Origin of the sequence: Lysobacter sp. M2-1 (assembly GCF_022662495.1) — a bacterium.
In the GTDB taxonomy this organism is placed as follows: Bacteria; Pseudomonadota; Gammaproteobacteria; order Xanthomonadales; family Xanthomonadaceae; genus JAKPBU01.
The window spans coordinates 209055-220464 of record NZ_JAKPBU010000007.1 but is presented as its reverse complement, the minus strand read 5'-3'; the positions used below and the strand labels follow the sequence as shown (position 1 = coordinate 220464).

The following is an 11410-nucleotide window of genomic DNA, read 5'->3' as shown; positions in this document are numbered from 1 at the left end:
GGTGACCACCGCCTACGATTTCAGCGCCACCGACATCGACGGCCACGACACTGCGCTGGCCGACTACAGCGGCAAGGTGCTGCTGATCGTCAACGTGGCGTCCAAGTGCGGCTTCACCCCCCAGTACGCCGGGCTGGAGAAGCTCTGGCAGCAGTATCGGGATCGCGGCCTGGTGGTGATGGGTTTCCCGTGCGACCAGTTCGGGCACCAGGAACCCGGCGACGAGGCCGAGATCAGGAATTTCTGCTCGCTGACCTACGACGTGGATTTCCCCATGTTCGGCAAGGTCGAGGTGAACGGCGCCGGCGCACACCCGCTATGGAAGTGGCTGAAGGACGAGAAGGGCGGCTTCCTCGGCATCGACGCGATCAAGTGGAACTTCACCAAGTTCCTGGTCGGCCGCGATGGACGGGTGGTCAAACGCTACGCGCCGACCGATACCCCCGAATCGCTGGCCAAGGACATCGAGGCTGCCCTGGGTTGAGGTGTGGACATGGACGCTGCGGAGTACGCCATCGTTTTCGCGTTGCGCGAGGGCGTCCTGCACGCCCACGTCACCGGCGTCTCCAGCCTGGAAGCGACCATCGGCTACTGGCGCGAGATCGCGCGCGAGGCCAGGGAGCGCGACGCGAAGCTGCTGCTGCTGGTCGATGAGCTGCGCGGCGAGCCCCTGGGCGAGGCCGACTGGCTGCAGCTGGTGACCGCCTCGCAGGACGAGGGTCTGCAGCGCCTTCGCATCGCCCACGTCAAGCCGGCCGGACTGCAGGCGATCGAATACTGCGAGATCTTCGCCCGCGAGGCAGGAATCGAGGCCAAGGTGTTCGAGCACGAGGCGCTGGCCGAGATCTGGTTGCGCTACGGCGAGAGCTAGCGGCGGCTGCGGTTATTTCTCGACGAATGCCCGCTCGAACACGTACTGCCCGGGCACACCGATTCGCGGTGCGGCGGCGAAGCCACGCGCATCGAGCAGGGCGCGAAAATCGGCCAGCATCTGCGGGCTGCCGCAAACCATCGCGCGGTCATGCGCCGGGTCCAGCGGCTCGATGCCGAGCTGTTGCATCATCCGCCCGCTCTCCATCAGGCTGGTCAGGCGCCCGCGCTGGTCGCGTCCTTCGAACTGGAAGGGCTCGCGCGATACCGCCGGGTAGTAACGCAGACTGGCCGCGATCTGCTCGCCCAGGAACTCGTGTCGTGGCAGTTCGTTGACGATGTAGTCGCGATACGCCAGGTCCCGTGCGTTGCGCACGCCGTGGCACAGCACCACACGCTGGAAGCGCTCGTAGGTGTTTGGATCCTTGATCACCGCCAGCCACGGCGCCAGCCCGGTGCCGGTGCCCAGCAGGTACAGGTTGCGTCCCGGCAGCAGGTCGTCGATGCGCAATGTGCCGGTTGGCTTGCGCCCGATCAGGATCGCGTCGCCCGGCACGATATCGCGCAGGCGCGAGGTGAGGGGCCCGTTGGGGACCTTGATACTGAAGAATTCCAGCTGCTCTTCCCAGTTGGCGCTGGCAATGGAGTACGCGCGCATCAGCGGGCGCCCATCGACTTCCAGGCCGATCATCACGAACTGGCCGTTCTCGAAGCGGAATCCGTCGTCGCGGGTGGTGGTGAAGCTGAAATAGTCGTCCGTCCAGTGACGGACGTCGAGCACCGTTTCGGTGCCGAACGGCGAGGACATGCGGCAGGGCCGAGTTGCGGGGTCGCGGAGCGGCTATTTTACAGCCCGCTGCGCGCCGTATTCAGCTGGTCGCGAAGAAGGCGCCGTAGGCCAGCAACACAAAGCCGGCGACCGCAGCCAGGGCATGGGTGAGCACCAGCCAGGCAGGTAGCAGGATCCTGTTCCATTTGTAACGCAGGCTCAGGACGGCGCCGCCGACGGCCGCGATGCACAGCAGGCCGAACGCGGACGGCGCGGTGCCGTCGGCATTGTGGGCGAAGACTGCATAGCCGGTGAGCGTGAGTCCCGCCGCGGCGAGCAGACCGTGCAGCATGGCGAGCCACGCGGGGGGATTGGCGCTGCGAGCGAAGCGAATCGCCGCCATGGCGACGCCGCCGAGGGCGCCGATCGCGAACAGCACCGTTGCGGTCTGCAGCAGCTGCAGTCCTGCCGTAGGCGAGACATCCATGGGCGGCCCTCCGTGCGGGGACTGTGGAAAGCTAGCAACCGCGCGGTGACAGCCGCGTCGACAGGCGCTCCGCGCGGCTGGCGTATGCTCGCCGCATGCCGACGCTGTGGACCATCGGCCACTCGATACGTCCGTGGGACGCCTTCGTCGCCATGCTGCGCGAGGCCGAAATCACCGCGGTGGCCGACGTGCGCCGGTTCCCCGGCTCGCGTCGGCATCCGCAATATTCCGGGGAGGCAATGGCGCAGGCGTTGCCCGCGCTGGGTATCGAATACCTGTCGATGCCGGAGCTCGGCGGGCGGCGACGCCCGCGGCCGGATTCGGCCAATACCGCCTGGCGCAGCGCGGCCTTCCGCGGCTACGCCGATTACATGCAGACGCCGCAATACGCCGCCGCGCGCGATCGCCTGATGGCCATGGCGACGGCCCAGCGCACCGCGGTCACGTGCGCCGAAGCGGTCTGGTGGCGCTGCCACCGCGCCCTGATCTCGGACGATCTCAAGGCCCATGGCTGGCACGTGATCCATCTCTCGGCGCTGGGACGCAGCGAGGAACACCCGTTCACCTCGGCGGCGCATATCGACGACGCGGGCCGGCTGGATTACGCCGCGACGTCGGCGCTGCAACCCGAGCTGTTCGAACCCCCCGGGCCTCGATGACCGCGGTCGCGTTGGTAGGCGCGCTACCGGTAACCTGCTGCCTGCAGCTCGAATAGCTCCGCATAGCGCCCGCCCTGCGCCAGCAGCTGTGCATGCGTGCCAGACGCCTCGAGCCTGCCTTCGGCCAGCACCAGGATCCGGTCGGCCATCCGCACGCTGGAGAACCGGTGCGAGATCAGCACCGCGGTGCGCCCTTCCGAGAGTTCCTTGAACCGCTTGAACACCTCGTACTCCGCGCGTGCGTCGAGCGCCGCGGTCGGCTCATCCAGGATCATCACCTGCGCATCGCGCATGTAGGCGCGGGCGATGGCGATCTTTTGCCACTGGCCGCCGGACAGGTCCACGCCGGTCTTGAAGCGGCGCCCGATCAGCTGGTCGTAGCCGTTGGGGAGCCCGTCGATCACCTCGTCCGCCATCGCCCGATGCGCGGCGTCGCGGATGCGCTCGCGGTTGTACATGTCTTCCACCTGGCCCACGCCGATGTTCTCGCCCGCGGTCAGGTGATAGCGCACGAAGTCCTGGAAGATCACGCCGATGTTGGCGCGCAGGTCCTCCAGGTCGTAGTCGCCCAGGTCGCGTCCATCAAGCAGGATCCGCCCTTCGTCCGGGTCGTACAGCCGCGCCAGCAGTTTCACCAGCGTGGTCTTGCCGGCACCGTTCTCGCCCACCAGGGCCAGTACTTCGCCAACGTTCAATTGGAAGTCCAGGCCGCGCAGCGCCCATTTGTCGGCGTCGGGATAGCGAAAACCGACGTTTTCGAACACGAAGCCCTGTGCGATCGGCCGCGGCACCGGCAGCGCGCCGGGCCGGCTGCGGATCTCCGGCTCGATCTCGAAGAACGAGTACAGATCGTCCAGGTACAACGCCTGGCCGGCTACCTGCGAAAAGCCGATCAGCAGGCTCTCCAGCAGTTGTCGGAGGCGCCGGAAGCTGCCGGCGAGGAAGGTCAGATCGCCGATGGTGAAGTCGCCTCTGACCGTGCGCCAGGCGATGTAGGCGTAGGCGATGTAGTAACCCAGTGTCCCCAACGCCGCAAGCAGCGTGCCCCAGAACGCGCGCCGGCGGGCAAGGGCGCGATTGGCGGCGAAGAACTTGGCCGAGAGTTCGCGGAAGCGAGTGATGAAAAAACGGTTGAGGTTGAAAATCTTGACCTCTTTGGCCGTCTCCACGCTCGCGCCCATCTGGCGGATGTATTCCAGCTGCCGGCGTTCGGGCGTCCACTGGAAGTTGAGCGAATAATTCATCGCATTGAAATGCGACTCGCCGATGAAGGCGGGGATCAATGCGACCGCCAGCAGTACGATCAGCCACGGCGCATAGATGAGCAGTCCCGCGGCGAAGCCCGCCACCGTTATCGCGTCCTGGGCCTGTCCGAACAGCTGGCTCATCAGGTTCATCCGGCCCATCGTCTGCCGGCGCGCCCGGTCGAGCTTGTCCTGCAGGTCCGGATCCTCGAAATCTTCCAGGTCGAGCGTGGCCGCATGCTCCATCAGCCGGATGCTGGTGGCGTTGGTGAACAGCTCCGACAGCACCGAGTCGGCGTAGCTCACCAGCCGCCCGAGCAGATCGGAAACGATCGCCAGGGCGAATTCGGCCAGCAGCAGGGCGAGCAGATGGCTGAGCTGTCCGCCCTCCCATGCCGCCTGCAGCGAATCGAAACGCACGCCGGCCCCGACCAGGCGCACCGCCTCGTCGATGATCAGCTTGCCCACGTACAGGGTCACGATCGGAAGCAGCGCGCGCACCAGGCGCAGGCCCATGCTGGCGGTGGTCAGCGGTTTGCTGGTCGCCCAGATCTCGCGCAGGAACGGCGGCAGGTTCTTCAGCGCGCTGACCCGTTCCCTCAGACTGGGATTCTGCCGCCTGGGGTTGGACGCGGCGGCCGGGTCGGGGAACGGGCTGGGCATCGATGCATTGTGCGGCAGGCGCGCGCGAATTTCGTGTGTCGCGGCGCTGGCGGTCGAGCGCGATCAACCGGTCGGTGCGCGCTCCCTGCCGTACCGCTGGCAAGCCCGCAGGCCCGGGATCTGCAAACGCGCCGGCCGCGTGTACGCCCCTAGGCGGTACCGGCCCCCACGTCGACTTCGCGATAGGCCTGGATCACGCGCTGCTCGCCGTTGACGCCCGGCTGCGAATTTCCGTGCTCCATGCCGAAGACGAAGTCGCGGCCTTCCTTGCGCATGCGTCCGTGCACGTGCGCAAGCACGTTGCGGTAGTTGATCTCGCCGGTGCCCGGTTCGTTGCGGCCGGGTACGTCGCCGATCTGGAAATAGGCGATCTCGTCCCAGGACAGGTCGATGTGCGCGATCAGGTTTCCTTCGTTGCGCTGCATGTGATAGATGTCGTAGAGGATCTTGCAAGCGGGGCTGTTCACCGCACGCGCGATCTCGTAGGACTGCGCGGAAGTGCGCAAAAACAGTTCCGGCGTGTCGCTGAGCGGCTCCATCACCATCACCAGCCCGTGCGGTTCGAATACTTCGGCGCCGGCACGAATCGCATCGATCACGTGCCCGGTCTGCACGCCCAGCGGCAGCTTGGTCTCGAAGAAGCCGGGCACGATCGTCATCCACTTCGCGTCGACCCGGCGTGCGACATCCAGCGCCTCGCGGCAACGCCGCACGAAGCGGTCGGCGAACTCTTTCGCGCCGGTGGCGTAGGACACCTTCCAGTTGTCGCCGGCATCGATCACGAACACGCCCATGGTCATGCCGTTCTCGCGCAGGACCTTGCCAATGCCTTCCTGCACCGCCACGGACCGGTCCATCAGCCCGTTGTCTTCGAACGCCGTGAAGCCCTGGTCGGCCATGAAGCGGACCTGGTCGACAGGGTCCTTGCCGGCGGAGGCCTCGAACATGCCGATATGGGGCGCGAACTTGAGCCGGAACTTGCTGGCGGTCGCCGGCGCCGGGCTTTCAGCCTGCGACTGTGCGAAGACAGGCGCCAGCGGCGCGGCCGAGGCGACGGTGAACGCGGCCAGGGATTGAAGGAAGCGACGACGCTGCATCCGGAACTCCTGCGAATCGATTGGGGTGTTGCGAGCCGCCGTGGGAGCGAGCTGCTCGCGATGGCTTTGACGCCTTCGACGATCAATACGACCAGCGTTCGCGGCCAAGGCCGCTCCCACGGGCGGTCGCAGCCGAAGTCGCTGTCACGGGCACCGCTAGGTCCACCACGGCTCGTCTGGCGGTTCGCGCAGCAGTGCCTGCTTGAGCGTGGCGATGGCGGTCTGGAAACCCTGTTCCACCGACATCAGCGCATCCTCGTGTTCCAGGCTGACCACGTAGTCGTATCCGGCCATGCGCAGCGCCTCCATGATCTCTTTCCACACCAGCAGGTCGTGGCCGTGGCCCACCGAGCGGAAGCGCCAGGCGCGGTCGGCCATTTCGCGGTAGGACTTGCCGTCGATCACGCCGTTGACCGCGACGTTGCGGCGGTCGACGCTGACGTCCTTGGCATGGAAATAGAACAGCGCCGGGCCCAGCGCGCGGATCGCCTGCGGAATGTCGACCCCGCGCCAGAAATGATGGCTGGGGTCGAGATTGATGCCCAGATGGTCGCCCGCGGCCTCGCGCAGGCGCAGCATGGTCTCCACGTTGTGCACGATGAAGTTGGGGTGCGCCTCCAGCGCCACGCGCACGCCGTGCTCGCGGGAGAAGTTCGTGGCTTCCTTCCAGTAGGGAATGGCCTTCTCGTTCCACTGCCATTCCAGCGTTTCGAGCATCTCCGGTGGCCAGGGAGAGGTGATCCAGTTGGGTATCCTGGACTGGTCAGAATCGCCGGGGCAGCCGGAGAAGGTCACCACCACAGGGACCTCCAGCCGCTCGGCCAGGCGCACGGTCTTGCGGAAGATTTCGTCGTCGCGACGCGCGGCCTCCTTGTTGGGATGCAGCGGATTGCCGTGGCAGGACAGCGCGCTGACGATCAGGCCATGGTCGGCGACCTTGCTGCGGAACTCGCGCGCCTTGTCCTGCGAAGCGAGCAGGCCGTCGACGTCGACGTGATCCGAGCCCGGGAACGCGCCGGTACCAAGCTCGACCGCGTCCAGGCCGGCGTCGCGAACCTTGGCCAGCACTTCGTCCAGGCTCAGCTTCGCGAACAGCGGGGTGAAAACGCCAAGTTTCATTGCAGGCTCCTCATGATGCTGGGTGCGCGCCGTCGCCTCAGCTTCCGACCCGGGTCCAGACACCGCCTTGCGCGGCGCTGGCGAGCATGGCGTCGACGATGTTCAGCGCGCGCAATCCGTCCTCGAAGGTCGCCACCGTGGGCGGAAGCGCTTCGTCGATCTTCCCGCCCTTCGGCCAGCGCGCGATGGCGGCGTAGATATCGCGCATCAGATTGCCGAACGCGTCCGCCCAGGCCTCCTGGTGTCCCCCGGGCAGGCGCGCGTAATCGCTGACCGCGGGGTCCATCAGCGACGGATCCTTCTGCAGCAGTTCGTTGGCGCGGTCGCGGTGACCGATCCACAGTTCGTTCTGGGCTTCCTGCCGCCACTTGACCGAGCTGCGGGTGCCGCACACTTCCAGCACCAGATCGTTCTTGTGCCCGGCGCAGACCTGACCCACGCTCACCACGCCGCGCGCACCGTTGTCGAAGCGCAGCAGCACGCTGGCCAGGTCCTCCATGGTCATCTCGACCCATTCGCCTTCCTGGCCGGCATTGGCGCCGAAGGTGCCGGCTCCGCCGGCGGTAGGCTTGCGACGGCGCGGAATTGCAGTACCGAGCTCGGCCAGCACCTCCACGATCCGGCAGCCGGCCACATGCTGGGCCAGGTCGCACCAGTGCGAGCCGATGTCGGCCAGCGCCGAGGAAGGACCTGACTTGTCCGCCTCGAGCCGCCAGGACCAGTCGGTCTCGTGCAGCAGCCAGTCCTGCAGGTAGCGGCCATGGATGAATGTCGGCCGGCCCACGCTGGCGTTGATCACCATCTGCCGCGCCTGCTGCACCAGCGGGTTGCCGCGGTAGTTGAAGGTGACCGCGTGGAATACGCCGGCTTCGCGCGCCGCGTCCAGCAGTTCGCGACCCTGCGCGGCCGTGTTGGCCAGCGGCTTGTCGCAGACCACGTGCTTGCCGCGGGCGATCGCGGCCATGGCAACTGGGTGATGCAGCTGGTTGGGCGCGGCGATGTGGACCACGTCCACTTCGCCATCGTCCAGCAGCGCCTGGTAGTCACCGTAGGCGCGGGCGATGCCCAGCTTGTCCGCGGCAGCCTGCGCGCTGTCCTGGCGGCTGCCGGCCAGGGCGACTACGTCCACGTTGCCCAGCCGGCGCAGCGCGTCGACATGCCAGGGACCTATGAAGCCGGCGCCCACCAGGCCGGCGCGAATGCGGGCACTCATGCGGCAGGCTCCTGCGCGGCAGCGAAGGCCGGGGCGCCTGTTGCTGCAGTCGAGGTCATGACCTGGAGAATGCGGCGGCGCTGCATGTGCTCAAACCTCCTCGCCCTTGTACTTGATCCTCTCGTTCTTGAAGGCAAGCAGGAACAAGGCGAACACGCCGGCGGCAAAGACGGCTGGGTAGATCCAGATGCTTCGCCAATCGTGGCCACCTTCGACGACATGCATGTCGGTGATCATGCCGGCCACCCAGAACCCGATCAGCATGCCCAGGCCGTAAGTCGCCAAGGTAATCAGGCCCTGTGCCGCGCTTTGGTAGCTTTCTCCGGCTTTCGAGTCGGTATAGATCTGTCCGGATACGAAGAAGAAGTCGTAGCAGATGCCGTGCAGCACGATGCCGGCGACGAGCATGAGGAACTGGGCGTCGGCATTGCCGTAGGCGAACAACACATAGCGCAGTGCCCAGGCGAGCATGCCGACCAGCAAAGTCATCTTGATGCCGTAGCGCACCAGGAAGACCGGCAGCAGCAGCATGAAGAACACCTCGGACACCTGGCCCAGCGTCATCAACCCGGTCGGCTTGCCCACCCCGGATTCGACCAGGAAGGGATTGGTGTTCTGGTAGTAGAAGGCCAACGGAATGCAGATCAGTACGGACGAAACAAAAAACACCAGGAAGTTCCGGTCCTTCAGCAAACCCAGCGCGCTCAGACCGAGTTTGTCCCTGATGCTTGCATCCTCGCTGCGGGCCTTTGGCGGCGTTTTCGGCAGGGTGAAGCTGAACAAGCCCAATGCCGCCGACGCAATGGCCGTCATGACGAATGTGTTCCGCAACAGGCCCTGGCCGATACCTTCCTGCGAATCCCACGAGAACAGATGGCTGATCGCCAGCCCTGCCACGACCCAGCCGATGGTTCCCCACACACGAATGAAGGGAAATTCCTTGGCCGGGTCGGCCATCTGGCGGAACGAAACGGAATTGACCAGCGCCAGGGTGGGCATGTACACGATCATGTAGCCCAGCACGTACGGAAAGAACTGGCCGAAATCGGTCGCTCTCGAGAGCTGGAACATCAGGACGGCGCCGATGAGATGCAGGATGCCGAGTATGCGTTCGGCATTGAAATACCTGTCAGCAATCAAGCCGATGATGAAGGGCGCGATGATCGCGCCCCACGATTGGGTACTGAAGGCCGCGCCGGTTTCCACGCCGCTGGCGCCGAGCGTCTCGCCCAGAAACGTACCCAGCGTTACGAACCATCCGCCCCAGATGAAGAACTGGAGAAACATCATGAGCGACAGCTGAGTTCTCGTGGTCGTTTTCATTGTGGTTGTCTTATCCGGAATTGCGGATGAGGTTGCCGGGCTTCGTTCCGGCACGCGTGGTTACGGGCACTGCAATCGCGGCCGCCTGTCACCCGAGCGGTCCGGGGTGGTCGAGCTACAGCTCCTTGATGCGGATATTGCGGTAGCTCACCTCGTCGCCGTGATCCTGCAGGCCGATGTGGCCTTTCGGCAACATCCCGTAGCGTGGCCAGTCCTTGAACTTGGTCTGCGCCACGCGCGCCTTCCACTCCGGCGTCCATAGCTCATAGCCGGCGACCTTCACCCCGTTGAGCCAGTGCTCGACATGCGCGCCGCGGGCGACGATCCGCCCTTGATTCCATTCGCCCACCGGCACCGTCCGCGCACCGTCTGGGGCGTACATGCCGTACACCGCCGCGGCGTGGCGGTCGGGTCCGTTGCGGCCGTCGGGATGGCGTTCGTTGTCGAGGATCTGGTATTCGATGCCGGTCCAGTACGCGGCTTCCTCGTCCTCGGCCGCACGGTAGAACACGCCGCTGTTGCCGCCCGGGGAGATCTTCCATTCGAAGCGCAGGTCGAAGTCGCCGAACGCGCGGTCGCTGATCAGGTCGCCACTGGCCGCCGTTCGGGTGAGGACGCCGTCCACGACCGACCAGCCCGACACCGGCGCGCCGGGTTTGCGATACAGGTGCCAGCCAGTCAGGGTGGCCCCATCGAACAGGGGCACGAAGCCGGCTTCGTCGCCGACGGGAGCGCCCGTGCCGGCCGCAGCGTCGGGCTGTGGTGATGCGGTGTCCGGCGCTGCGGCGTCAGGTGTCGCGGTTGGCGCCGGCGAACAGGCGACCAACAGCCATGCCGAGCAGGCGAGCGACAGCAGGCTGGTGCGGATGGCGGCAGTGCGGGTCATGGGAAAGTCTCCAGTGCGGCGGTGACGGTAGTAGGGGCGGGGGAGGGCCAGTCCTTCGAGGCCACGCGCTGCACCCGTCCGTCCGGATCCTGCCGGACCATGAGTACGGCGCTGTCCGGCACGCCGGCTACCAGGCGCAGCCCGGCTTCGGTGCCCAGTACCGACGCCGCGGTGTCCAGGCCATCGGCCTGCAGCCCGCGCGGCGCCACGACTGTCGTGGTGCTGCGAAAGGTAAGCGGCCAGCCCGTGCGCGCATCGAGCACATGCGAATAGCGGACGCCGTCGATTTCCATCCATTGCTCGGCATCGCCGGCAGTTGAGACTGCGGCATGCTTCAGCAGCAGGGTCGTGCCGGGCGGCGCACCCGGCACGTCCAGCGGCGCCACGTCGATGCGCCAGCCGGGTTCGTTTGGCGGCGGCGCACCGACGGCGATGTCGCCGCCCAGCGCTACCAGAGCACGTTCGGCACCGGCGGCCCGAATCGCCTGCAACGCCTGTTCGGCCACATAGCCTTTGGCGATACCCCCCACGTCGAGCTGGATGCCAGGTCTTGCCAGCGACACGGTGCCCCTCTCTGGATCGAGCTGCAGGTCGCGATAGCTGCCCGACGCCAGTGCCTGGCGTATCCGCACCGGATCGGGCATTTCATCGAGCTTGCGGGCCTGTCGCCAGATCCGGGTGACCGCCCCACGGGTGACGTCGAACGCGCCATCGCTGCGCTCGGCGAGGGATTGCGCAGCCTGCAGCACGGCGAACAGGTCCGCGCTCACGTGCACCGGGCCGGCGCCGGCGCGCGCGCCGAGGCGGCGGAGTTCGCTGTCGCTGCGATAGTCGCTGAGCACCGCGTCGAGCTGGCGGATGCGTGCGAATCCCGCGCCCGCCGCGCGCCGCGCCTGCGCTCCATCATGCGCATACACCACGATCCGCGCCTCGGTCCCCATCTGCGGCTCGGAAAACGCATGGCGCGATAACCCGCCATCCATCGATTCTGCGGCCAGGGCCGCGCCGGCCATGGCGGCCAGCAGCAGCGATACCGCAGACAGGCGAAGCGGGTTCATGCGTAGTGGGGCGTGCACCCGG

The 11410-nt window shown here is 66.5% G+C and carries 12 protein-coding genes; 3 read left to right on the top strand and 9 right to left on the bottom strand.

All coding sequences use genetic code 11. The annotated features are described in order from the left end of the window. The first annotated feature begins 1 nt into the window (after position 1). Both MC375_RS14100 and MC375_RS14095 read left to right on the top strand, forming a co-directional pair. Positions 2 to 484: a glutathione peroxidase gene (locus MC375_RS14100; protein ID WP_242104027.1), complete on the top strand. Its 483-nt coding sequence runs from the start codon at positions 2 to 4 to the stop codon at positions 482 to 484. Between the two features lie 9 nt (positions 485 to 493). Further along, positions 494 to 871 carry a hypothetical protein gene (locus MC375_RS14095; protein WP_242104026.1) on the top strand — a complete coding sequence of 126 codons (378 nt, stop codon included), beginning with the start codon at positions 494 to 496 and terminating at the stop codon, positions 869 to 871. Between the two features lie 12 nt (positions 872 to 883). Here MC375_RS14095 and MC375_RS14090 read toward each other — a convergent pair whose 3' ends face one another. Next, positions 884 to 1678, bottom strand: a complete 795-nt coding sequence (locus MC375_RS14090; RefSeq protein WP_242104025.1) for a ferredoxin--NADP reductase — start codon at positions 1676 to 1678, stop codon at positions 884 to 886. 61 nt (positions 1679 to 1739) lie between these two features. Continuing rightward, a complete protein-coding gene (locus tag MC375_RS14085) occupies positions 1740 to 2126 on the bottom strand; it encodes a hypothetical protein (RefSeq protein WP_242104024.1) in 387 nt (128 codons plus the stop codon). A 95-nt stretch (positions 2127 to 2221) separates the two neighbouring features. On the opposite strand from MC375_RS14085, the gene MC375_RS14080 reads away from it, so the two are divergent. Further along, positions 2222 to 2785 carry a DUF488 domain-containing protein gene (locus MC375_RS14080; RefSeq protein WP_242104023.1) on the top strand — a complete coding sequence of 188 codons (564 nt, stop codon included), beginning with the start codon at positions 2222 to 2224 and terminating at the stop codon, positions 2783 to 2785. 23 nt (positions 2786 to 2808) lie between these two features. Here the strand turns inward: MC375_RS14080 and MC375_RS14075 are convergent, their stop codons facing one another. The 7 genes from MC375_RS14075 to MC375_RS14045 all read right to left on the bottom strand — a co-directional run bounded on the left by MC375_RS14075 (position 2809) and on the right by MC375_RS14045 (position 11388). Then, positions 2809 to 4692, bottom strand: coding sequence for an ABC transporter ATP-binding protein (locus MC375_RS14075; protein WP_242104022.1), 1884 nt, complete (start codon positions 4690 to 4692; stop codon positions 2809 to 2811). Between the two features lie 149 nt (positions 4693 to 4841). Beyond that, a complete protein-coding gene (locus MC375_RS14070) occupies positions 4842 to 5789 on the bottom strand; it encodes a TIM barrel protein (RefSeq protein ID WP_242104021.1) in 948 nt (315 codons plus the stop codon). Positions 5790 to 5945: 156 nt separating this feature from the next. After that, positions 5946 to 6908 carry a sugar phosphate isomerase/epimerase gene (locus tag MC375_RS14065; protein ID WP_242104020.1) on the bottom strand — a complete coding sequence of 321 codons (963 nt, stop codon included), beginning with the start codon at positions 6906 to 6908 and terminating at the stop codon, positions 5946 to 5948. Positions 6909 to 6945: 37 nt separating this feature from the next. Next, on the bottom strand, positions 6946 to 8121 hold the full coding sequence (locus tag MC375_RS14060) for a Gfo/Idh/MocA family oxidoreductase (RefSeq protein ID WP_242104019.1): 1176 nt from the start codon (positions 8119 to 8121) through the stop codon (positions 6946 to 6948). A 90-nt stretch (positions 8122 to 8211) separates the two neighbouring features. Continuing rightward, complete coding sequence (locus MC375_RS14055; RefSeq protein WP_242104061.1) at positions 8212 to 9444, bottom strand: nucleoside permease; 1233 nt, start codon at positions 9442 to 9444, stop codon at positions 8212 to 8214. Between the two features lie 115 nt (positions 9445 to 9559). Then, positions 9560 to 10330 (bottom strand): DUF1080 domain-containing protein, encoded by a 771-nt coding sequence (locus tag MC375_RS14050; protein WP_242104018.1) that lies wholly within the window; start codon positions 10328 to 10330, stop codon positions 9560 to 9562. Next, on the bottom strand, positions 10327 to 11388 hold the full coding sequence (locus MC375_RS14045; protein ID WP_242104017.1) for an FAD:protein FMN transferase: 1062 nt from the start codon (positions 11386 to 11388) through the stop codon (positions 10327 to 10329). The genes MC375_RS14050 and MC375_RS14045 overlap by 4 nt, the downstream gene beginning before the upstream one ends. Positions 11389 to 11410: the final 22 nt, after the last annotated feature.

Bases quoted from the DNA above. Each gene is read 5' to 3' on its own strand.
- MC375_RS14090 (WP_242104025.1), bottom strand. From the start codon at position 1,678: ATGTCCTCGCCGTTCGGCACCGAAACGGTGCTCGACGTCCGTCACTGG.
- MC375_RS14060 (WP_242104019.1), bottom strand. From the start codon at position 8,121: ATGAGTGCCCGCATTCGCGCCGGCCTGGTGGGCGCCGGCTTCATAGGT.
- MC375_RS14050 (WP_242104018.1), bottom strand. From the start codon at position 10,330: ATGACCCGCACTGCCGCCATCCGCACCAGCCTGCTGTCGCTCGCCTGC.
- MC375_RS14085 (WP_242104024.1), bottom strand. From the start codon at position 2,126: ATGGATGTCTCGCCTACGGCAGGACTGCAGCTGCTGCAGACCGCAACG.
- MC375_RS14070 (WP_242104021.1), bottom strand. From the start codon at position 5,789: ATGCAGCGTCGTCGCTTCCTTCAATCCCTGGCCGCGTTCACCGTCGCC.
- MC375_RS14055 (WP_242104061.1), bottom strand. From the start codon at position 9,444: ATGAAAACGACCACGAGAACTCAGCTGTCGCTCATGATGTTTCTCCAG.
- MC375_RS14080 (WP_242104023.1), top strand. From the start codon at position 2,222: ATGCCGACGCTGTGGACCATCGGCCACTCGATACGTCCGTGGGACGCC.
- MC375_RS14045 (WP_242104017.1), bottom strand. From the start codon at position 11,388: ATGAACCCGCTTCGCCTGTCTGCGGTATCGCTGCTGCTGGCCGCCATG.
- MC375_RS14065 (WP_242104020.1), bottom strand. From the start codon at position 6,908: ATGAAACTTGGCGTTTTCACCCCGCTGTTCGCGAAGCTGAGCCTGGAC.
- MC375_RS14095 (WP_242104026.1), top strand. From the start codon at position 494: ATGGACGCTGCGGAGTACGCCATCGTTTTCGCGTTGCGCGAGGGCGTC.
- MC375_RS14075 (WP_242104022.1), bottom strand. From the start codon at position 4,692: ATGCCCAGCCCGTTCCCCGACCCGGCCGCCGCGTCCAACCCCAGGCGG.